This is a genomic window from Segatella copri, assembly GCF_026015295.1.
Taxonomy (GTDB): domain Bacteria; phylum Bacteroidota; class Bacteroidia; order Bacteroidales; family Bacteroidaceae; genus Prevotella; species Prevotella copri_C.
On sequence record NZ_JAPDUW010000002.1, the window covers coordinates 143463 to 167500 of the forward strand.

The 24038-nt window shown below is 42.5% G+C and carries 14 protein-coding genes and 2 rRNA genes (1 of these 16 only partly in view); 9 read left to right on the forward strand and 7 right to left on the reverse strand.

Annotation, left to right across the window (positions count from 1 at the left end; translation table 11 throughout):
* Positions 1 to 236 precede the first annotated feature (236 nt).
* Positions 237 to 1274 carry a threonine aldolase family protein gene (locus tag ONT18_RS16790; protein WP_118080310.1) on the forward strand — a complete coding sequence of 346 codons (1038 nt, stop codon included), beginning with the start codon at positions 237 to 239 and terminating at the stop codon, positions 1272 to 1274.
* A 5-nt stretch (positions 1275 to 1279) separates the two neighbouring features.
* On the opposite strand, the gene ONT18_RS16795 is transcribed toward ONT18_RS16790, so the two are convergent.
* Positions 1280 to 2044 (reverse strand): arginase family protein, encoded by a 765-nt coding sequence (locus ONT18_RS16795; protein WP_117695618.1) that lies wholly within the window; start codon positions 2042 to 2044, stop codon positions 1280 to 1282.
* Positions 2045 to 2385: 341 nt separating this feature from the next.
* Here ONT18_RS16795 and ONT18_RS16800 point away from each other — a divergent pair, with 341 nt between their 5' ends.
* Positions 2386 to 3441 (forward strand): CNNM domain-containing protein, encoded by a 1056-nt coding sequence (locus ONT18_RS16800; protein WP_264907174.1) that lies wholly within the window; start codon positions 2386 to 2388, stop codon positions 3439 to 3441.
* 67 nt (positions 3442 to 3508) lie between these two features.
* Here ONT18_RS16800 and ONT18_RS16805 read toward each other — a convergent pair whose 3' ends face one another.
* Positions 3509 to 4546: an alcohol dehydrogenase gene (locus ONT18_RS16805; protein ID WP_264907177.1), complete on the reverse strand. Its 1038-nt coding sequence runs from the start codon at positions 4544 to 4546 to the stop codon at positions 3509 to 3511.
* Positions 4547 to 4837: 291 nt separating this feature from the next.
* Here ONT18_RS16805 and ONT18_RS16810 point away from each other — a divergent pair, with 291 nt between their 5' ends.
* Positions 4838 to 5959, forward strand: coding sequence for a hypothetical protein (locus tag ONT18_RS16810; protein ID WP_264907179.1), 1122 nt, complete (start codon positions 4838 to 4840; stop codon positions 5957 to 5959).
* 1156 nt (positions 5960 to 7115) lie between these two features.
* On the opposite strand, the gene ONT18_RS16815 is transcribed toward ONT18_RS16810, so the two are convergent.
* The 3 genes from ONT18_RS16815 to ONT18_RS16825 all read right to left on the reverse strand — a co-directional run bounded on the left by ONT18_RS16815 (position 7116) and on the right by ONT18_RS16825 (position 9982).
* Complete coding sequence (locus ONT18_RS16815) at positions 7116 to 8411, reverse strand: RepB family plasmid replication initiator protein (protein ID WP_147347470.1); 1296 nt, start codon at positions 8409 to 8411, stop codon at positions 7116 to 7118.
* Between the two features lie 371 nt (positions 8412 to 8782).
* Positions 8783 to 9082 (reverse strand): hypothetical protein, encoded by a 300-nt coding sequence (locus tag ONT18_RS16820; RefSeq protein WP_006848167.1) that lies wholly within the window; start codon positions 9080 to 9082, stop codon positions 8783 to 8785.
* Between the two features lie 69 nt (positions 9083 to 9151).
* Positions 9152 to 9982, reverse strand: a complete 831-nt coding sequence (locus tag ONT18_RS16825; RefSeq protein ID WP_006848166.1) for a ParA family protein — start codon at positions 9980 to 9982, stop codon at positions 9152 to 9154.
* A gap of 808 nt (positions 9983 to 10790) precedes the next feature.
* Here ONT18_RS16825 and ald point away from each other — a divergent pair.
* The 4 genes from ald (at position 10791) to ONT18_RS16845 (ending at position 18226) form a co-directional block, all read left to right on the forward strand.
* On the forward strand, positions 10791 to 11897 hold the full coding sequence (gene ald / locus ONT18_RS16830) for an alanine dehydrogenase (protein WP_117588127.1): 1107 nt from the start codon (positions 10791 to 10793) through the stop codon (positions 11895 to 11897).
* Between the two features lie 275 nt (positions 11898 to 12172).
* Positions 12173 to 15403: a SusC/RagA family TonB-linked outer membrane protein gene (locus tag ONT18_RS16835; protein WP_264907184.1), complete on the forward strand. Its 3231-nt coding sequence runs from the start codon at positions 12173 to 12175 to the stop codon at positions 15401 to 15403.
* Positions 15404 to 15424: 21 nt separating this feature from the next.
* Positions 15425 to 17026 (forward strand): RagB/SusD family nutrient uptake outer membrane protein, encoded by a 1602-nt coding sequence (locus ONT18_RS16840; RefSeq protein ID WP_264907187.1) that lies wholly within the window; start codon positions 15425 to 15427, stop codon positions 17024 to 17026.
* A gap of 30 nt (positions 17027 to 17056) precedes the next feature.
* Positions 17057 to 18226 carry a thioredoxin-like domain-containing protein gene (locus ONT18_RS16845; protein ID WP_264907189.1) on the forward strand — a complete coding sequence of 390 codons (1170 nt, stop codon included), beginning with the start codon at positions 17057 to 17059 and terminating at the stop codon, positions 18224 to 18226.
* Positions 18227 to 18356: 130 nt separating this feature from the next.
* Here ONT18_RS16845 and ONT18_RS16850 read toward each other — a convergent pair whose 3' ends face one another.
* Positions 18357 to 19799, reverse strand: coding sequence for an alanine/glycine:cation symporter family protein (locus ONT18_RS16850; RefSeq protein WP_264907191.1), 1443 nt, complete (start codon positions 19797 to 19799; stop codon positions 18357 to 18359).
* Positions 19800 to 19825: 26 nt separating this feature from the next.
* Positions 19826 to 20506 (reverse strand): SGNH/GDSL hydrolase family protein, encoded by a 681-nt coding sequence (locus tag ONT18_RS16855; protein WP_264907193.1) that lies wholly within the window; start codon positions 20504 to 20506, stop codon positions 19826 to 19828.
* A 649-nt stretch (positions 20507 to 21155) separates the two neighbouring features.
* Between ONT18_RS16855 and ONT18_RS16860 the strand changes: the two genes are divergently transcribed.
* A 16S ribosomal RNA gene (locus ONT18_RS16860) occupies positions 21156 to 22687 on the forward strand.
* A gap of 403 nt (positions 22688 to 23090) precedes the next feature.
* Positions 23091 to 24038 (forward strand): 23S ribosomal RNA (locus tag ONT18_RS16865) (it continues 1949 nt past the right edge of the window).
* The 16S and 23S rRNA genes sit together here, the layout of an rRNA operon.

A 24038-nucleotide genomic window follows, 5' to 3' on the forward strand; every position in this document is an offset into this window, starting at 1 on the left:
TCAATATTCTTCAAGAAATATTTTCCGAGCGGAAATTCGTGATTTTCAGAGGATTTAAATCATGATTTTGTAAAAAAAATAAACCTGGTCAACTGACGGGACATGACATCTGTATAATGACCACTTATACCTGAAATAGGGCTATTTTTGATTAATTAATAGTTATTTTACTCACATTTTAGCAAATATCATTACCTTTGCAATTAGTTAAAATTAAAACACGTAATATTAAGAACATGATTTCATTTGAAAGTGATTACAACAATGGTATGCTGCCAGAGATTCTAGAAGCTCTTGGCAAGACAAACGGTGATAAAACATCTGGTTATGGTTTTGATCCATACTCAGAATCTGCAAAAGAGAAAATCCGCAAGGCTGTGGACAATGAGAATGCAGAAGTCTTCTTCCTGATAGGCGGTACGCAGACCAACACCACCGTTATCGACTCCGTGCTCATGGGATGCGAAGGAGTAATCTGTGTGGAAACCGGTCATATCGAGGTACATGAATCAGGAGCAGTAGAAGCTTTCGGGCATAAGGTCATTACCCTGCCAGGAAAAAACAGCAAGCTGACAACCGGCACCCTGTCAGCCTATATGGATACCTTCCTAGCCGACGAATCGCATCCTCACATGGTACAGCCAGGCATGGTTTATATCTCGATGCCGACTGAGTTCGGAATGGTCTACACCAGAGAAGAACTGGCTGCGCTGTATGCAACCTGCCAGAAATATGACCTCCGTCTCTTCATCGATGGTGCACGACTGGGATACGGTCTGGTTTCAGGGGCATGCGACTATGACTTGCCATTCCTTGCAAAACATTGTGATGTATTCTATATCGGCGGAACCAAGGTGGGTGCCATGATGGGAGAAGCTGTGGTATTCTCGGGCATGAAGGCACCGAAATACTTCTTCACCAACGTGAAGCGTCATGGAGCCTTGCTTGCCAAGGGCAGAATGCTCGGCATCCAGTTTGACACACTGTTTACGGATGAGCTCTATTTCAAGATATCGCGCCATGCCATCGCTATGGCTACCCGCATCCGCAGCATCTTCGAAAAGCATGGCATCGCCATTGCCTACGATTCTCCAACCAATCAGCAGTTTGTAGTACTCTCACCTACCCTCTACGAAGCCCTTTCCCAAAAAGTAGCATTCGAGATATGGGAAAGAAAGAGCGAACATGAAATCATCTGCCGATTCGTGACAAGCTGGGCAACAAAGGAGGAAGAACTCGACGAGCTAGACCGTATACTTCAAGCTTACGCCTAAGAAGGCTAAGGATGGTTCTCCTCCAGAATCATCCTTAACAATTCTTCATTTGCCTCGTTGTTAATCTCTGCATCCTCCAACTCAGAGAAATAGTCAAGCGTAGCTGAACATTCGCCTGTAATATCTATCCCTATCACTTTCTCATGGGCATAGATGATGCGAAGCACGGCTTGGAGCTGCATAAGTGTCATATCTCCATTGCTCCAGTCGGTGATGGCATCCTGCTTTCTCAATACATCCTTATCTATGGATATGTAAACCGGCTCATGTATAAGTTTACCAGCCTTCGACGGCCAAGCCTGGTGATGGTCTATCTCTGCCTGACTGTAGAACAACACCCTCTCTCTCAAGTGAACAGGCACCTGGGCTATCAACTCGTCCGATGCCCCCACTATGATAATGTGTTTGACAAACGGGTTCTTCTCCAAAACATCTCTCACCCAACCACCACATGACACAACACCCTCCCATTCCGGTTGCTGCATATCCGGATGATGGTCGAAAACTATGAGCGAGAAAGGTTCATGAATTCTTGACACCCAATATTCCGTAAGATAATGGAAATCTCCGGAATCTATGAAATGAACGGCTTTGGCAGGAAAAGGAGCCAATCGGCGATGCAGTTCCTCGCTACCCTCTTCGTCACAATAGCAGTCTACCCCTTTCATGTCCCGGCAATCTACATGGATAATATTCTTATTTGAGGCAAATGCCTCCAATTCGTATACGCCGGTAAAGTTAAGGAGAATGATAGGTATTTTCTTTTTCATATTGAATCAATTTTCTAAATGCTGATTGCAAAAATACCTAATATTCATAAATACTTGATGAATTATACATTATATTATTGTTAAAATTAGATTTTTTTATACTTCTACACAGATTTACCAAAATCATATTAAAACAATTTAATTTTCAACAAAAACATAGTAAATTCGTATTTTTATCTATATCTTTGCAGAAAATTGAAACATATAGTTATGGTATTTAAAAATGCACTTATATTGGATAAACATAGATGTAATGTTCCCCATTACATCCTCAACCGTAGTCTTCGGAAATAATATCTATCTTGCTTGAGATAACATATTATTAACGAATTTAAAATTACATGGGTTTAATCATTTTATATTTTTTAGGTGCTCTGTCACTATCCTTTTTATGCTCCGTCCTGGAGGCGGTATTACTTTCTACTCCGATGTCGTTTATCTCGATGAAGGAGAATCAAGGCAGCAAGACTGCCTCACTGATGAAACAGTATAAGAATAATGTAGACCGTCCGGTGGGTGCCATTCTTTCACTCAACACCATCGCCCACACCATCGGTTCTGCCGGTGTAGGAGCCGAGTCTATGAAACTCTTTGGCGAAGAATACTTCGGCATCATTTCCGCCATTCTCACTCTGTTGATTCTGGTACTTTCAGAAATCATCCCGAAAACCATCGGAGCTTCATATTGGCGCTCTCTTGCCATGACATCTACCAAGATCATCCGTGTGCTCATCTTTATCACCTATCCTTTGGTACTGCTTTCGGAACTTATCACTAAGGTATTTACTCCGAAGAACCACCAGGCTTCCGTGAGTCGCGAAGAGGTATCGGCCATGGTAGACGTAGGTACTACAGAAGGCATCTTCCGCGAATCGGAAAGCAAGATCATCAAAAGCTGCATTCGCCTGGCAGGAGTAAAGGCAAAGGAGGTTATGACTCCATCCATTGTAGTAGAATCAGCCAACATGAATCTGACTACCAAGGAGTTTTACGAACAGAAAGAATGGAATTTCTCACGCATTCCCGTTTATGACAACAACAAGGATATCATTGTGGGATACGTATTGAAAGATATGGTTCTCAAATTGGTTTCAGACGATGAGTTCCAAACCAGATTATCCGAGCTGATGCGTCCTATTCTTTCCTTCAACGAGGATGAATCTCTATACCAGATATGGGAAAAAATGTTGGAAAAACGAGAACACATCTCTATCATCGTAGATGAATACGGATGTCTGAGAGGAGTGGTTTCCATGGAAGACGTAATCGAAACGATGACTGGCGTAGAAATCGTGGATGAAGACGATGTGGCAGTGGATATGCAGGCATTGGCTAAGGAAAAATCGCGCATGATGCACCAAGGTATTGTATCTGCCATTCCTGGCAGTAAAGCTTAATATTTACAGAACATTGCATTTTAGCAAGAGAGGGTGGGTCATGGAGTTATGACCCACCCTCTCTTGTTTATCCCGGAAATATCGCCACCTTGATGACTCCATCCCTGCGGTTCTCAAAGACATCGTATGCCTCTTCTATTCTTGAAAGCGGGAAACGATGGGTAATCAGAGGAGTGGTATCTATCTTTCCCTGGGCTATCAAATCAAGGATTTCCTCACAGTCACATCCATCCACACCTCCCGTCTTGAAGATGAGGTTCTTGCCATACATATCAGGAAGCGGAAGCATCTGCGGCTTGTCATACATCGCAACGATGGTGACGATGGCATTAGGACGGGCACACTTCCAGGCAAGCTGGAAGGTATCAGGTCCACCTGCAACCTCCATCACCACATCAGCTCCCCCATGCAGACTATGTTGTTTGACAAATGCCTCACAATCCTCCGGTTCAACAACCATCACCTGAGGATAATGCTTCTGAATGAACTCTCGCCTATCCTTTGATTTCTCACAGACGATGATGTTTCTCGGATTCTTGAGCAGGGTGCAAAGCAAACAGCAGACACCCGTAGGGCCAGCACCGATAATCAAGACAGTATCCTCTTCCGTAATATCAGATATTCTCGTAGCCCAGAATCCAGTAGCAAGGATGTCGCCAACGAAGAGCGCCTGCTCATCGCTTACCGAATCAGGAATCTTGTTCAAGCCGGTTGTAGCATAAGGAACCCTCACATATTCCGTCTGCCCGCCATCGATTCTGCATCCCAGTGCCCATCCGCCATATGGAGAAGTACAATTGTTCACGTATCCATGCTTGCAATAGAAGCATTCTCCACAGAAGGTCTCTACATTCACGGTTACTCTGTCGCCCGGCTTCACATGGGAAACCCTCTCCCCTACTTCCTCTACAATGCCTACCATTTCGTGGCCAACAGTAATCCCCGGTACTGCGCGAGGCACAGAACCATGCTTGATATGAAGATCACTGGTGCAGATACTGCTCAGCGTTACTCTTACGATGGCATCATGCTCATCTATTATCGTAGGCTTCCCTTTTTCTGTGAAGCCAAACTTTCCTTGCTGGATATATGTAAATGCTTTCACCTTAATTATATATATAAGTATTATTATTCACGTTAAATCATGCTGCGAAGTTACAAAAAACATTTTAATCATACAAGAAAAAATACAGATTCTTTCTCACCTTTTGACCTGTAAACTATTAAAAAGTCTGTCTTTTTTTACAAGTAAGACCATTTTTTGTGATTTTTCAGCAAACAAAACCATAAAATATACTCTGATGTTCAAATAGTTAGCCAAAAATTTGGAGAATAGAATATTTTTTCTTACCTTTGCAAATGAAAGATTTGAATTCAATTTTTTACAGAATATAGCATGTATCAAGATTTAGATTTTACTGATAACAATTACTATCAGGAAGATTATATAGATTCGCCGGTTGATGATTTCGACTGGATGCCTAATTTATTTGCCAAGCTCGCAAATCACCTGCGAACTTCAACTTCTGCTGATGTTATCAGACTGGGAACCATCGGCTGCATCAGAAACAATGAGCCGGGAGATGATTCACTTCTCCAATGGGAAGAAGTAGAAACAATGCGTCGCTATATAGATAGCGTCAACAGAGGCTTGGGTGCACCAGAAGATCCCACACTCCAGCAGTTGCTCCATTCTACAGAATGGACTAACTATGGTATTTTTACCATGAACTTTATCTCGGATAAGAACCTCGACTATAAAGGAATCTGTGAGGTTGAAAATACAAATCTCTCATACGCCAGCATGGCTTTTTTAATTGCTCTGGTAAAAGGGATGAGTATGATTAATCTCAAACATCCTTCAGCAAAGGGAGAAAACAATCATATTTTCACATACGTAATTCCGAGTCAATTCTCCACCTTCTCCTTTGCTTCATTCCTCAATGTGGCCAATGCACGTCTCGCTAACAAAGAAGATATTTCTGAACAGGAGATTGAAGAGTTGACCCAACTTGCTTTCAAGAGTCGCTACTGGAAACAAGAGACCTCACTCAAGAGTAAAGACAGCGAGTTGTTCATCTATGTCCTCAAGAACATCATTTCGGAAATTCTGGGACTGAAGCTTGACATCAATGCGGAATCCTTTGCCAAACAGGCAAAGAAGGAAGAGAAAAAGACTGCCACTCCAACTGTAGATAACCATAAGAAGAAGGAGAAGAAGGAAAAGAAAAAAGAAAAGACTATCCTGAAAGATAATTCCAAACCTTCTTTGGCATCTACGATGGTAAAAGTCTTAACAGAGGAGTCTCTCCCGCAAACCAAAGAGAGTCTTATCGATAAGACTATGCAACTCTATCCTACTCTCAAGATAAACTGTTTCAACACCACCCTATCAAGACTCCATAAAAATGAAGTTCTGAATTATTATAATGGTGGACTGATTGGAATTAAAGGCAAAAGATACGGAAGAGGCTACAAGATAATTAGCCGTTTACATAAACATAAGGAAACAGATTAAGGCTAAATTTTGTGCCAAGAAAATCCAAAGGCTAAAGACCATTGGGCTTTCTTGGCACTATTTTTTCTTGAAAGTTTGCAAGAGTTTTCCATCAGGCGCAAACAGTTCATTCCTGACCTCAAAAGTTGATGGCTCTGGTTTCACGTTGGGCCATGACTGGTATAACCATCATAGAACTTGTGAATGCGGTGAGAACTTACTTGAAAGCAGTTCAATGACAAAATAATAATCTAAAAAGAAACTTACTTGTAGTTTTTCCGTCAATTAGTCAATTCTACAATTAGACAATTATGAATTTGATTCTCTATAAGGAGAAAACCACAAAACTGTTTACCTAAAACCACAAAACCACGCATAAACCACAAAGTTGTTTACCAAAAATCACTGCATTTTGTAGCACAAACCACATTTTTGTTTACCTAAACCACTATTCTATTTACCTAAACCACTAAACTGTTTACCTGAAACCACTATTTTGTTTACCAGAAACCACAAAACTGTTTACCTATCCTAGTAAAAAGCAGTTGCTCCTTTTTAGGTAAATAGAAATGTGGTTTTTACCTAGTTAAATTCATGAGAAAAACAGGTAAACAGAAATGTGGTTTATGAGAAAAATCGATGAACGTTCTGCCAGGTAAACAGTTTTGTGGTTTTTAAATTCTTATTCAGTTGCTACTAAAGAAAGAATCAAAATGTCTAGACAACTCCTTTAGTCGTTTTACATAATATACTAATATACTGATAGTTATACACATACTCAAATTGTATTCAGGTGCCTGATTTCAAATAGAATTAGATAAATAATAATATCTTATCAAGATAAAAACCACAAAACTGTTTACCAGAAACCACTATTTTGTTTACCTGAAACCACTATTTTGTTTACCAAAAACCACAAAACTGTTTACCTAAGAATAAAAGACTGATATAAAAATGATATAACTTATTACATATCAAATTATAACACGGATTTGGTAAATAATTAATATAACCTCAAAATGGAATGAATTATATACATGACATTTCAGGTAAACAGTTTTGTGGTTTTGATGATAAGCCATTCTTAAAAGTAGGTAAACAGAAATGTGGTTTTGCATACTATCAAAAAGAGGAAGTACGGTACTCCCCTACTTCCTCTTCTGCTTTCTTGTTCTGCTTAGCCTCTATAGAATACAGGCATGAATGAACCGACACAGTCAAAAAATTCTTGTGCCAGCCTTTCAAGACCCGATGTTTTCAAAGCAGCAAAATCATCATCACTAGCAGCAATACAGAATCTGTCATTCTTGATTCCTATGAATTTGCATCTGCCCAACAGGGCTTGCTGACTGGTATCCTGTACCATCGAAATAAACTGATTCCATTGCTCAAAACCTTGAGTCGTGTCTACTTCTATCTTCTTGTCAGGATTCTGATATACATGCGCAAAAAGATCTCCCTGCTGCGTGGCATCATCAGATGTTTTCTTTCCTCTATTACGGTTTATTTTTTCATTCAGACGACGAGCAATATCTGCATCTTTATCTCCGATATGATTGATACCTACATCCGTCCGCTTGATATGGAAGATAACATATTCAGGATCTCCCTTATGCTTTCCGTTCCGATAAACAAAGTCTTCTTCAGAAAATTCATCAAATACGATATCTGTCTCACTGCGACTAGCCATTCTGTTGAGATCTTCCCTTACCACATCGAGTACCTGTTTTCTGAATTGCGAGAATTTAGGATATTTATTCATCACAGGCTCCCCCTTGTCGTCAAGCAGAATATTGCCATGTTCATCAAGTTCTACCAGACCCAAATACTGTTTCATCGGCAAAAACTCAACCTTAACATCCAGGCTCTTGTCTAGTCCCATCTGACGAAGCAGATATATATAGAGTCGAGGTGTATTCACCTTCTTGGAATATTTAGCAATCATGGAGATATGGTGAATATATCCCTGACGCATATCAAAAAGGCTCATAGTGAGTTTTGGATCTATCTCAAGTATTACTTCACCCTTGATGCGTTCTACTTTCTCACCATCGCTCTTTGTATAGCCTTTCTGCGTTGTCGGAATCTCGATGTTTGAAAATACGTGCTGTATCTTCTCTGTCTTGCTATCCGTCTTTACACGCACCGACAGGTTGAGGATATCGTTCTTCAGCGTATCACGCAGATTCTTATAATTATGAAACTCCGTTGATACCTGAAAATCCTTGATGTCTATTTTGATGGGCGGAATCTCCATAACAGCATGCTCTATTCCTTTCTCGAAAAGATAGTCGGAGCGTGCATCTCCAAGCACTCTCTTCTCGGTAAAATACTCTTCAACATACTTCTGCAGATGGGTACTTGCAACCATCAATATGTTTTGTTGCAATAATGTATATTGCTTATCCAATTTTGTCAGCGAAAAAGGTGTGTTAATCCACACCAGATTCTTGTTTCCTTTTGGTTCACTCATATAAAAACCACATTTCTGTTTACCATAAACCACAAAGTTGTTTACCTAAAACCACTTTTTTATTTACTTAAAACCACATAAATATTTACCCGAAACCACCAAGCTATTTACCATAAACCATATTCCTATTTACCTAAAACCACTTTTCTATTTACCATTTCAAACATAACTCATTATTAATCAAGCTATTATGCTCTCTGTAATGAATAAGAAATATATAATTTATTATAAAGAATAATCTATAATTATCATTCTTTTGGTAAACAAAAATGTGGTTTTTGTAGGAACTTATACCTTATTTTTAAGCTTAGCGCTTTTTTAGGTAAACAGTTTTGTGGTTTTCACCCTTTTAATAACTACTTTTTGTTTGCTTACTTTTTTAAGTAATCCATCAGGATATTGTAGAGCAGGTTTTCCTGTGGGATATCATCTGAGAGGCATTTCATCTTCAGGAGAAGGAGTTCTTCCTTGTTAAGATATGTAGCCACACTCGTTCTAGTGCGTCTTTCCTCTGCAGTCCAGTAACTTTTTCTCTTGCGACCACCTTTAGATATATTTTTATCCTCTTCGCTTTTTGCCATTTCTGTGTTTAATAAACTTGGTCGGTCGTTCATACCCATATTTTCAAGAGACTCACCAATTTCTTCTAAATTTCTTTTTGCTACAGCCATAATTCTTATATTTTATAAGTTTATCTTCTTTTGTTTTATTATTACATGTTTCAACCTACCCTACCAAGATTAGATTTTGATGTTGAACATGCGCTTGATAGCAATTTCGTAATCGATACCTGTACTTGAGTAAGGTGCATATTCGAATATGCTTTGTCCGTGTGCCTGAGCTTCCAGGAACTTTACAGAGCGTCGGATACGGCAAGGCAGAATTAAGTCGCCATGTTTTTCGCCTAAAAGTTTGCTCAACTGCTTGGTAATCTTGGTTCTTTCATCTACCATAACTGGCAGGAGTCCAAGTAATTCCAAATTATCGTTCATGTGGAACTCCTTCACTTCATCCATTACGCTGAGTACTTCACTTACTCCCTTGACAGATAATGCTTCCATCTGTACTGGAATCAAAATCTTGCTCGCAGCAACCAAAGCATTATAAGTGTTCTTGGAAAGTGCTGGAGGACAGTCTATGAAAATGTAGTCGAAATCATCAAATACGTTTTTCAGTCCTTCTCCTGTCATGTCATGGCAATCGTTGTCTTGCAAGCATCCCAGTAATACCGTGTAGCTCTTCATCTGTTCTCTCAGTGAAGGGCCTCCTGGAAGGTGTTGTTCTATATTTTCCATCTGAGCAGATCCTGGAACTGCATATACTCCATTTTTACATTTGTAGACTGGCACACCACTCTGTTTGCACATGGCGTTGTATATGTTATCATATTCGTTATCTCTCACTCCGAAAAGCGAAGAGAGGTTGCATTGTGGGTCTAAGTCTATTACCAGAACCCTGAGATTGTGATTCAACCGGACTATGCCAGAAGCCAGAGACTGCACAGTAGCCGTCTTGCCTACTCCACCCTTGTTGTTCACTACTGCAACAATTTCCTGTAGTTCATGTTTCATATTTCTTTTTTCCTTATTTCACGTTATTGTTTAATACAATTTACATATATTAGAATTGCTGGCAATTAGAATAAACTGATTGACTTATATTCTTTCGTTCTGAAAGACTAAAAGTCTTATTTCTGGATTATCTAATGTTCTTAAGTTCTAATATTGGTTGCAAAAATAGCCAAAATAGTTGATATAAAAGAATTTATCTTCTTATTTCTTTGTAAATATCCTCTTTTTTATACTTTTCTAACAATCTTCATGAAGAATAAGCATCACTTCGAATGTATTACTAAACGAAAATATGGATATCCTAATTGACGGACAAACTGATTAAACTTATATATGAATATTCTATTAAACATATATTTTTATAGGCTATTATACTAATAAATGATTATACTGAGATACGAATAAACCTATTTATGTATAACCATATAAACTAAAGAACCGATAAACTAATATCCGTAAAATCTTATGATAGGATAAACGGAAATACAAAACTACGTTTAAACAGATATACTAACTGCCAGCAATTATAATAATCTAATGATTGACGAGATAAACATATATATTTCAAACCTAACATGTTAACACTTTATAATTCAGCATTTTGATTATTCTTTTTGTAGAATATCTATCATGTGCAAAGTTAGGATGTTAGTTTAGTCTAATTGCCTAATAAACTAAAATACGTATATTCAACAGGAATAGTTTATATAAGATATGTTAATTTTTCCTCTAAGTGCATACAACCTATTGAAATTTTCAGTATCTTTACAGAGTTAAACTGATGTCGAACCTTTAAAACTATAACATCATGAAAATTGGTATTCCAAAAGAGATTAAGAATAATGAGAACCGTGTTGGAATGACACCAGCAGGAGTAGCTGAATTCATTCGACATGGTCACGAAGTGATGGTTCAGCATACGGCTGGAGAGAACAGCGGATTTGCTGATGAAGCGTATGAAAAGGTAGGAGCCATAATCTTACCCGACATTCAGAGTGTATATCGTGAGGCGGAAATGATTGTAAAGGTGAAAGAGCCTATCGCTGAGGAATATCCACTGATCCATCAAGACCAGCTTGTATTCACTTATTTCCATTTTGCCTGTGACAAGGAACTTACCGATGCCATGCTCAAGAGTGGTGCTGTCTGTCTGGCTTATGAGACTGTGGAGACAGATAACCACCATTTGCCTTTACTCATTCCGATGAGTGAAGTAGCTGGAAGAATGGCCATTATTAATGGTGCTTTTTATCTGCAGAAGACAAAGGGAGGAAAAGGAAAACTGATGAGTGGTGTACCTGGTGTGAACCGCGTCAAGGTTTTGGTATTGGGCGGCGGAACCGTAGGAGAAGCTGCAGCAAGAATGGCTGCAGGAATGGGAGCTGATGTATGGATTACAGATATCAGTTTGCCTCGTCTTCGTCAGTTAGAGATGGAGCTGCCTATCAATGTACACACGCTCTATTCCAACGAGCATAATATTCGTAGAGAATTGACAGATGTGGATATCGTTGTGGGTAGTGTGCTCGTACCAGGTGATAAGGCGCCGCATCTTATCACGAAAGATATGTTGAAATTGATGGAGCCAGGAACAGTACTTGTTGATGTAGCAATCGATCAGGGTGGCTGTTTCGAGACATCGCATCCAACCACACATTCTGATCCGACATATATGGTCGATGGAATCGTTCATTATGCAGTAGCTAATATTCCTGGTGCTGTGCCGAATACCTCTACTACAGCCTTGACCAATGCTACGCTGAAATATGCATTGGCGCTTGCTGATAAGGGTTGGCGAAAGGCCTGCAAGGAGGATAAAGCCCTGTATAGGGGGTTGAATATCGTAAATGGAAAGGTGGTATTCAAGGCCGTAGCGGATGTCTTCGGACTGGAATATGAAGAAATGATACTCTAAGTAGAGTAGGGGAGGGTTCCATAACACAAAAGCTATGGGATCCTCTTTAAATAATGTATTACGGAGAACAGAATACACTTTGTTTGATTTGAACGCTTACTGATAGCATTTTTTTAGAGAAAAAGACTTAAAAACCGGGAAAATGTAAGGAAAATAGGAGAAAATGCAGGAATATGTGTATAAAATAAGTTAATTTTGTAACATGATGCTATAGTTTTAGATATTTTTTATACTTTTGTGCCATGAACATGAAGTTTAACTAACATTCAGTTATTATGAAGAAGAAAAAAAGCTTGTTGCTTTTCTTGGCAGCAACTTCAGCCAGCTTTGTGCAGGCAGCCCTTCCAGTTCATACCAGTTTTGCGGCTGGTATTGAAAATGTGCAAGAAAAAGGTCATACCTTTGTAAAAGGAAGAGTGATTGATTCCGAGGGAAATCCTCTGGTAGGTGTCACGGTGCAGATCGAAGGCACAAGCTATGGTGTTATCACTGATGCTGATGGTAACTACATACTGGAATTTCCATCTATGGCGCATCCTAAAATTGTATTTTCCAGCATTGGTTACAAATCGAAGAGTATTGAATTTCGTGGCGTAAAAGAGCAGAACATGATGCTGGAGTTGGATCATGTTGCGCTGGATGATCTCGTTGTCATCGGTTACGGTAGCAAGAGCCGTAGGAATGTAACTACCGCTATTTCTACCGTGAGTCAGGAACAGATAAGCAAGTTGGCTGCTACCACACCAACCCTCGATGGTCTTCTTCAGGGTACTGTAAAGGGCGTATTGGCTACTACCGCAAATGGTGAGCCTGGTTCATCTCTCAAGTTAAACATCCGCGGTATTACATCTCCTTATCCTAAATCGGGTAAAGGTAACAACAACCAGCCTCTTTATGTCATTGATGGCGTTCCTACCTTTATGGAGGATACCGGCATCAACCCGCTCATCAATATCTCACCAAACGATATTGAGAGTATCGATGTGCTGAAAGATGCCGCAGCTACTGCGATCTATGGATCACGTGGAGCCAATGGTGTCGTTATTGTCAAGACGAAAAATGGTAAGCGCAATGAAAAGACCAAGGTAGATTTCGGCTACACATTCTCGTTCAGTAATCCTATCAAGAACTATAAGCCATTGAACATTTCTGAATACAAGAATGTGCAGGACGAGATTCTGCGCAATACGGTAAATGGTATGAACGACGGCAGTTCGATGGTGAATATGTATGGCGTAGCCGACTATCTGAGCCAATTTGGTAACATCGGATATAATGCCGAGACGGGTGTCTATACATATAATGGACTTAATGAGAGTCTCTTTGGTACGACGAATACCAACTGGGCTAAGGAGGTGATCAACAAGAATGCGCCTACTCACCAGTATAATGTAGCCATCAGAGGTGGCAGCAACAGGACCAACTATTCATTCTCCTTCAACGGTATGAACCAGGAAGGTCTGCTCATCAACGACCGTATGGAGAGATATGGTGCCAGACTCTCTTTGGATTCTGAAATCAATAAGTATATCACCGTGGGTGGTGTGCTCGACTATACCTACTCTTCTCGCAAGAGCGGAAGCAACGATCCTGCATTGGGTTATGACAACGACTCATGGAAGACTCGCCCAGACCTGACTGTACGCGATGCAGACGGTAACCTGAATCGAGTAGATAAGTTTGGCGAATATGCAGATAGCTATATGGATGCAAGTCCGGTGGGCAAACTCCAGAGAAAGACCCAGTATGAGAACGACCAGTTCTCCGGAAATGCCTATATTGACATCAAGCCTATTGAAGGTCTTACCCTCCATGCTGATGCCAACATATCCCGTTTCATCTTCAGCAACAGCTATTTCTCTCCGAAAGTTTCCTTGCCGGAACAGTATGAGACAGAACCAACTTCTACGCTCGCAGAGGCTAACTATCGCAACACGAATACGTCTATCAACTTCCGTGCTGACTATAAATTCAAGATTACTGACGACCATCGCTTCGACGTGATGGCTGGTTATAGTGCTGACAGGTATTGGAGCAAGGAACACGACCAGGCTTATAGTGGTTTTCCTAACGATGATGTATTGAACAATGCCAGTTCTGCAACCACCGTCAATAAGCCTACCGAGATTTATTCCAAGAGTGGACTCAATTCCCTCTATGGCCGTTTGAGCTATGATTTCCTCTCACGTTATCTGCTTGATTTCAGTCTTCGTTCCGATGAGTCATCAAAATTTGGACCGGGTAACAAACGCGGTACTTTCCCTGCAGTTTCTCTGGCCTGGCGCATCAATCAAGAGCCTTTCCTGGAATCTGTAAGAGATATTGATGATCTGAAGTTCCGTTTGAGTTGGGGTAAGACAGGTTCTACCAATGTATCCGACTTCTCTTACATCCAGTATTTCAACTCCAATATCTATGGTGGACAGAGTGCCATTACCTTAGCCACTACTTATCCTAACAAGGATATCAAGTGGGAGATGACTACTGAATACAATGCCGGTGTTGACTTCTCGTTCTTCAATGGCAGACTGAACGGTAGCTTTGATATCTATCACCGTAAGACAGATGGCGCCTTGGCTCCAGCTCCTATCGCCTTGGAGTTTGGTATCGGTACATTCTACAGCAATATTCTCGACCTAACCAATAATGGTTTCGAGTTCTCTATCGGAGGAGATGTGGTTCGCACCAAGGATTTCACCTACAATACGATGCTCAGTATCTCATCCAACAAGAATAAGATAACCAAGCTCAATGGTTCTACACTCGACATGATGCACCAGGATCTCTACATGGAAGGTCATGCGATGGGAACCGTGAAGGGTTACAAGGTGGCTGGTATTTTCCAGAGTCAGAAACAGATTGATGAACTGAATTCTCAGGCACAGGCAAACGGATATGATTTCTATCAGAATGGCGCTCACGTAGGCGACTATATGTTTGTGGATACAGATGGCAACGGGTATATTACCGAGGCAGACCGTACGGCTATCGCCAATCCGGAGCCAAAGGTGTTCGGAGGTTGGTCACATACCTTATCTTATAAGAACCTCACCCTGTCAATGCTCTTCCAGTATCAGTTTGGAGGTCATGCATACTACAGTACTATGCAGGAATCTGCAGCCGGTAGTCTGGGTCAGAGTATTCTGAGAGAAATGTACGGCAATACCTGGACACCGGATCGCACGGATGCCAAGTATGCTCAGCTGGTATGGTTGCCTGCAAGCATGGACAATACAAATACCAACGACCGCTATGTATATTCCAACTCATATTTCCGTCTGAGAAATATCACGCTCTCCTATAATTTCGAGCCATCTCTTCTGGAGCGCCTGCACATCAGCGGAGCATCTGTGTTCTTCACAGCCACCAACCTGTTTACCATTACTAACTGGCCAGGTTTGGATCCAGACATGTCGGCAACAAATGCCTTCTTAAAGACTACAGAGAATAAGGACGTTTATCCAATGAGCCGTTCTTTCTCTATCGGTCTGAAATTACAATTCTAACTCATACAAAGACTGTAGATTATGAAACATATAAGATTTCAATTTCTTACGCTCCTTTCAGCCACAGCACTGACTCTTACATCGTGTGACCTGATAGGTAGCCTCGACGGCATCGAACCAGAACATGTGGTTACTGATGACAATTATATCACTGATGTCTCAACTGCACAGACGGCGCTCAATGGTGTCTATGCCTCATGGCGCAGCACGGGTGTATCTTACCTGCGCTATGGAATGTCGTCTATGGCTCATACCCAGGCCATGGCGATGGCAATGGGGGCGGATGAGTTTGCTGCCGAGAATATCGAGACCAATAACAGTAATGTGGAGACGGCTTATACCGCCTATTACAATGTAATCAATGCGGCCAATACCTTCCTGGTACATATCAACAAGAATATACCAGGACTGAGCGAGGAGAAACGTACAGAGATGATTGCAGAGGCCCGTTGCCAGCGTGCCTTAGCTTACCTTACTCTGCTGAAGTGCTTCGGAGAATATTGGAAGCAGGATTCACCATACGGTGTCTGCATCTTCCAGGACGAACTGGTAAGAGATAACCAACCACGCAAGCGTTCTTCTGTGGCTGAAACTTACAAGTTGATATCTGATGATCTCGACTATGCCATCGCCCATTGTGAACAGCATCCGGCAGATCATTATCACATGAGTTCTGTTTTCGCCAAGGCTTTGAAAGCCAAAATGTATATGGCTCAGGATAATTATGCTGAAGCTGCAAGACTGGCAGAGGAAGTGATCAGTGAGGCTGAAGCAGCTGGTTATGGTTTGGAAAGCGATTATGCCAAGATCTTCGACGAACAGTTTAATTCTCAGGAGATGCTCTTTGCTCCTTATACAGCCAATCCAAGTGAGTTGATGGATTCAAACTGGTATATGTTTTCTCCAGGTTCACTCCTCAAGAAGGTGGCAGATGATTTAGTTCCAGATGATGAAACAGGTGGAGATATTGTTATTCCAACCCCGGGAGATGGTGGGGACGTTGTTGTTCCTGATCCTGATGGTTCTTCAGATGGTAGTGCTTCTGGCGATGGTGGTGTTGTTATTCCAGGCGGTGATGGTGGAGTAGTCATCCCAGGCGGTGATGGTAGTGATTTCCCATTCCCTCCAGGTGAAGATGATGTAGCTTCCTACGATGCGCTATATACATGGGCCTATAAGGGAGATGCCATGAATGGTATTGGAAAATATAACAAGTTGACTCCTGAAATGTTCTATGCTGACTCTTATTACTTCATGCGCCTTGCCGAAGTTTATTATATCGCTGCCGAAGCAGAGGCTCGTCAGGGTCAGTATGCTAAGGCTCGTACGCTCTTGGCTACAGTCATCGAACGTGCTGGATATACTGAGGACGATGTGAACGCAATTGCCGACAGTGATCTTCTGGGTGAAATTCTCAAGCATAAGTTGTGTGATATGAGTAACGAAAATCTTGAAGAATGGTTCGATCTTTGCCGTTATAACCGTCAGGGTGGTTTCGAGAGTTGGACAGAAGATGAGAAAGCAGAACTTCCTAGCTTCCGCCGATATCTTCTTCCTATACCAAAGGCATCTATGGGAGCCAATAATCTTCTGGTTCAGAATCCGGAATATGTGAATCAATAAACATTATATAATAAATAAAATCGAGAAAAAATGAATAAGATGAAAATGAAAACTTGCATGATGACACTTGCCGGTCTTGTACTTGCAATGGCTGCCAGCGCGCAGAATTTTGAGATGAAAGGCAAGGTTAAAGGTAACGTGGACGGCTGTTCTGTCATGTTGCAGAAGTATGGATTGGAAGGTGTTACCAATCTGGATAGTGTTACAATCAAGAATGGTGAGTTCACCCTCAAGGGGGTAGTTAACCAGCCTGAGCAGTATCAGATGGTTATTGATATGAACAAGCCTGGTACAGCTGAGCCTGACTATCAGAAAATATTCTCAACAAGAGTCTATGTAGAGAATAAGCCGATGACCTACGATGTAGATCTTACCGGTTTTCCTGCAGAGCGTGATATGAGTATGATAGAGCCTGTTGTAAAGGGTTCTACCACTCAGGATATTTATCAGGCTTATCTTGAACTGATGTCACCTATTCAGGACAAGATGCACAAGATGGATGATAGTATCAACCAGACTACCGATTTGGCACAGCGTGTATCTCTTGCCAAGGAAGCCATCAAGTTGCAGGAGGAAATGCGCCATCAGACCAGTCTGTTTATTCAGCAGCATACCACTTCTCTGGTAGCCTTCGACTTGCTTCTCGAGAGTTTCTCTTCTTTACCAACCCCATATACCTCTCAGCAGATTGACGAGATGATGGGCTGGTTGAAGAACGACTGGAGTTCTTCTGCACAATATCCGATGCTGCAGATGCAGGCAGAGATGGCAAAGCATACAGCTATCGGCAACCATTATATCGATGGTACCGTTGTCACTCCTGAAGGCAAGCAGGTGAAGCTTTCTTCACTTATCAAGAAGGGTGAATACACCATGTTGGAGTTCTGGGCTTCCTGGTGTCGTCCATGCCGTCAGGAGATTCCACATCTCAAGAAGGTACACGAGAAATACAAGGATTTCAACATCATCAGTATTTCCGTAGATGAGAGAGATGCCGACTGGAAAAAGGCAATGGCCAAGGAAGGAATGACCTGGACACAGGTTCGCAATCCTGAAGGTTTTGGCGGTATGGTGATGGGCGAGTATGGCATCAATGGTATTCCAGCCTGTCTCATCCTAGATAAGGATGGCAATTTCTATAAGACCAACATGCGTGGTGCTTATCTTGATGCTTTCTTATACGATTACTATAAGAAATAAAATAGTTTAGTGCATAAAAATATTCCCCGATATGAATCCTCAGTATTCCTGCAGGATTCGTATCGGGGAATTTTGTTGATGACTTGTATGAAGGATAGATCTTCGCGAAATGAATATCCATCATTGTTATTTACCATGCCTCCAGTTTATCTGCAATCTCTAGCATCTTATCCTTGGTGAATACAGGATTCTTGCCTTCCTTCTTCTGTTGGCGATAGTCTTTCAACAGGAAGACGGCCTGACGGGAAAGCAGGACGATGGCTGCGAGATTGCAGAGGGTGAGAAGAGCCATCGTGATATCTGCAAAACTCCATGCAAAATCCAGAGATACTACCGCTCCGACCATCACCATTGCTGCTACAGCAAGACGATAGACAAATACACCCAGCTTGGAGTCCCTGATATATCTCACGTTGGTTTCTCCATAATAATAATTGCCGATGATGCTGCTAAATGCAAACAGCCATATCATTACCGCAACAAACGGATTGCCGATGTTTCCGATTTCGTGGGTCAGGGCATCCTGGGTGAGTTGAATTCCATTTGAAGCCGTAAGATCCACACCGCTCACCAGGATGATGAAAGCGGTGCAGGAACATACCACCAGCGTATCTGTAAAAACGCCCAAAGCCTGTATCAATCCCTGTTTTACAGGATGACTGACTGTAGCTACCGCAGCAGCATTCGGTGCACTACCTTCACCTGCCTCATTACTGAACAGACCTCGCTTGATGCCCTGTATCACTGTAACGCCAAGAACTCCGCCAGCAGCCTGATTGAATCCGAAAGCATTCTCAACAATGGTAAGCAGAACCTTTGGCAGACTGGTGATATTCCAAACAACAACACCTACAGCTATCAGAAGATAAACGACAGCCATCACTGGAACCACGGTAGAAGAGAACTTAGCCACTCTATGGATGCCACCGAAGATGATGAGCAGGGTGAGCACAGTGAGGGCAATTCCCATGGTGGCAGGCTCGATGCCAAAAGCCTTCTGCCATGCCAGACAGATAGTATTGCTCTGCACTGAATTATAGGCAAAGCCGAAGGTAATGATCATCAGCACGGCAAAAAGAATACCCATCCATCCTTTTCCCAAACCATACTTCATATAATAGGCCGGTCCGCCATAGAAAGATGTTTTGCCTTTTCGCTTGTAAAGTTGGGCGAGAGTTGATTCTATGAAAGCGGATGCAGAGCCCAGTAAAGCCAGCATCCACATCCAGAATACGGCTCCCGGACCACCGATGCTGATAGCAGTAGCCACACCGGCAAGGTTACCGGTTCCAATACGGCTAGCCAATGCTACCACGAATGCCTGGAAGGAAGAAATGTGTTTCATTTCTCCATCCACTTTCACCTCCATCGACAGTTCATCGTGTCCTATCTCTTCCGGTTGTACCTTGTCGGGATGAATCAGCAGCCTGATCATCTCTCTGATAAGGCGGAACTGGACGAAACGGGTACGCCAAGTGAAAAACAGGGCACAGCATATCAAGACGGTGATGATGATATACGACCAAAGGAAATCGCTAACCTGAACTAAAATGTTTTGTATTGAATCTATCATTTATCTATTTAAACCTTATTATTTCTTTACTTTTTTATAACCTTCAGAACCTGGTCAGCAATACTTTTCATTCCCTTGATAGTAGGGTGACCGTTTTTCTTGTCAATATCATGAAGAGCAATGACAGGAACCTGATATTTGTTGCAGATCTTTTTAACTGACTCATTGATTACATCCTTGAGTTCAGAGTTTAAGATGAAATATACCTCTACATTAGGATAATGCTGTCGTATATCAGAAAGCAGCTTGGCCATGGCTGGGCGGAAACAATACAAATCTGCGCGCTTCCAGTCGCTATACTGATAGTTGCCGAGCGGGGCATCAGCCCAGTTGTCATTCGTAGCACCGCAAATCAGGATGATATCCGGATTGCCAAGAAGAGAACTTCGGGTGATGAAAGAACGGTCGCTATAATCTTCGTCACGATAGCCAGTGTTGCAGATGGTAGCACCAGAATAGGAATTGATATTTCCCATTTTATAGCCTCCTTCCTTGATAACTTGCCACCACCAGGTTTGCTCAACCTTGTTTACATCTGTAGTTTCTGGTGGAGTAGTAGGTGAGTACCAGGTGGCATAACCCTTAGGAATGAACCCCTCGAAAGTGGAATACGAGTCACCGAGAACGGCAACGGTCTGCTTCACCTGTGCCATGAGCGGCATGAAGGTGAGCATAATGAAAGAAATGATAATCGTAAATCTTTTCATGATGCTTGTTCTTGTTTTAATGCTTCTTATGTAATTCTGCTGCAAAAGTAATATAAATATGTGAATAGACAAAAAATATTGGAGGAAAATTCATCTTTCTGTTTCTATTTTTGTCTAAAACTAAGCATGATTTGAGTTATACCATAATTTTATCATGTACGCGCTCAAGCGCATATGCACACAAACGTACGCATGCATATATATAATAATGTATACACAATAAATCGCCATGCTAAAATCTTTATAAATGTTAAATACTTGCTAAAAAAGCAACTTTTTTACGAAAAGATTTGGTCGAATGAAAAATAGTTAGTACTTTTGCACTCGCTTTTGAGAAATACACTTTCTCTTAGCGATTAAAGAAAGTTAGTGCAAGTCGAATACAATGAAATTTATTTCAATTGTTGAGGCGCAGCCTAACTTGCGAAGAAAGAGTTCTTTGAAAGATTTTACATAAACAGACAAGTAGTACAAGAAGCGGTTAACTTCTTAGAAATAAGAAAGTTGACTGGGTAAAAGAAACGAACCGTCAAGCAATTGACAAGTCAGGTTTACTAAGCTTCAATAAACGAAAAGGATATTCGTCCTAAGTACAGACAACAAACACCGATTATTCCAGCAATGGAATAAGAAGTAAAAATGATATTTTACAATGGAGAGTTTGATCCTGGCTCAGGATGAACGCTAGCTACAGGCTTAACACATGCAAGTCGAGGGGAAACGACATCGAAAGCTTGCTTTTGATGGGCGTCGACCGGCGCACGGGTGAGTAACGCGTATCCAACCTGCCCATCACTTGGGGATAACCTTGCGAAAGTAAGACTAATACCCAATGATATCTCTAGAAGACATCTGAAAGAGATTAAAGATTTATCGGTGACGGATGGGGATGCGTCTGATTAGCTTGTTGGCGGGGTAACGGCCCACCAAGGCGACGATCAGTAGGGGTTCTGAGAGGAAGGTCCCCCACATTGGAACTGAGACACGGTCCAAACTCCTACGGGAGGCAGCAGTGAGGAATATTGGTCAATGGACGAGAGTCTGAACCAGCCAAGTAGCGTGCAGGATGACGGCCCTATGGGTTGTAAACTGCTTTTATAAGGGAATAAAGTGAGTCTCGTGAGACTTTTTGCATGTACCTTATGAATAAGGACCGGCTAATTCCGTGCCAGCAGCCGCGGTAATACGGAAGGTCCGGGCGTTATCCGGATTTATTGGGTTTAAAGGGAGCGTAGGCCGGAGATTAAGCGTGTTGTGAAATGTAGACGCTCAACGTCTGCACTGCAGCGCGAACTGGTTTCCTTGAGTACGCACAAAGTGGGCGGAATTCGTGGTGTAGCGGTGAAATGCTTAGATATCACGAAGAACTCCGATTGCGAAGGCAGCTCACTGGAGCGCAACTGACGCTGAAGCTCGAAAGTGCGGGTATCGAACAGGATTAGATACCCTGGTAGTCCGCACGGTAAACGATGGATGCCCGCTGTTGGTCTGAATAGGTCAGCGGCCAAGCGAAAGCATTAAGCATCCCACCTGGGGAGTACGCCGGCAACGGTGAAACTCAAAGGAATTGACGGGGGCCCGCACAAGCGGAGGAACATGTGGTTTAATTCGATGATACGCGAGGAACCTTACCCGGGCTTGAATTGCAGAGGAAGGATTTGGAGACAATGACGCCCTTCGGGGCCTCTGTGAAGGTGCTGCATGGTTGTCGTCAGCTCGTGCCGTGAGGTGTCGGCTTAAGTGCCATAACGAGCGCAACCCCTCTCCTTAGTTGCCATCAGGTGAAGCTGGGCACTCTGGGGACACTGCCACCGTAAGGTGTGAGGAAGGTGGGGATGACGTCAAATCAGCACGGCCCTTACGTCCGGGGCTACACACGTGTTACAATGGCAGGTACAGAGAGACGGTCGTACGCAAGTACGATCAAATCCTTAAAGCCTGTCTCAGTTCGGACTGGGGTCTGCAACCCGACCCCACGAAGCTGGATTCGCTAGTAATCGCGCATCAGCCATGGCGCGGTGAATACGTTCCCGGGCCTTGTACACACCGCCCGTCAAGCCATGAAAGCCGGGGGCGCCTAAAGTCCGTGACCGTAAGGAGCGGCCTAGGGCGAAACTGGTAATTGGGGCTAAGTCGTAACAAGGTAGCCGTACCGGAAGGTGCGGCTGGAACACCTCCTTTCTGGAGAGACGAATATTGAGAGAATGTTGAGTGTTGAATGTTGAATGTTGAGTTCTCATTCTTGCTTACTTCTATATTTGTTGAGATAGTGACTGATTAAAGTTCGTTTCTCTTCTTGTACGCACCATCTGTTTAGTTAAATACAGGAGACTGGGATTCCTTATACATTATATAATATATAGGGATGGCTCAAGCAAAATGGTTCAACTCCACAATCTCCACCATGCCTTTTAAGGCAAGAAGATCTTTGACATATTGACACAAGCAAAACTGTAAGTAATGAACTTTAGTTCAGACTAAAGTAAATCAAATCGCAAGATGAGATTTCACTTTGTTAGAATACAGCTGAAAGTATGAGCTACTTATTCGTTATTCGGAAACGAGTAACAAGAATACAGTCGTAAAGAAAGTAAGAAAGGGCGTATGGCGGATGCCTAGGCTCACGGAGGCGATGAAGGACGTGATAAGCTGCGATAAGCTTCGGGTAGGTGCAAATAACCTTTGATCCGAAGATTTCCGAATGGGACAACCTAGCCGTCTGAAGGACGGTTACTCTTACCAATGTAAGAGAGCTAACGCAGGGAACTGAAACATCTTAGTACCTGCAGGAAGAGAAAATAAATGAATGATTCCCCCAGTAGTGGCGAGCGAACGGGGAACAGCCCAAACCGTTGACGTCGCAAGGCGCCAGCGGGGTTGTAGGACCGCGACATTGTACTGAAATGGTGAGTGGAAGTATCTGGAAAGTTACATCACAGAAGGTGATAATCCTGTACACGAAGCCAGATCAGGCATAGCGGTATCCTGAGTAACGCGGGACACGAGGAATCCTGCGCGAATCTGCCGGGACCATCCGGTAAGGCTAAATACTCCCGTGAGACCGATAGCGAACGAGTACTGTGAAGGAAAGGTGAAAAGAACCCCGAGCAGGGGAGTGAAATAGTTCCTGAAACCATACGCCTACAAGCGGTCGGAGCATCGTAAGATGTGACGGCGTGCCTTTTGCATAATGATCCTACGAGTTACCGTCACTGGCGAGGTTGAGTGTCATGAGACACGTAGCCGCAGTGAAAGCGAGCCTGAACAGGGCGCACAGTCAGTGGGGGTAGACGCGAAACCAAGTGATCTACACTTGGCCAGGATGAAGTCCCGGTAACACGGGATGGAGGTCCGCACCAATAAGCGTTGAAAAGCTTCTGGATGAGCCGAGTGTAGGAGTGAAAGGCCAATCAAACTTGGAGATAGCTCGTACTCCCCGAAAGGCATTTAGGTGCCGCGTCGGATGGTCACCGTGAGAGGTAGAGCGACCGATAGGACAAGAGGGCTTCACCGCCTATCGAGTCCTGACGAA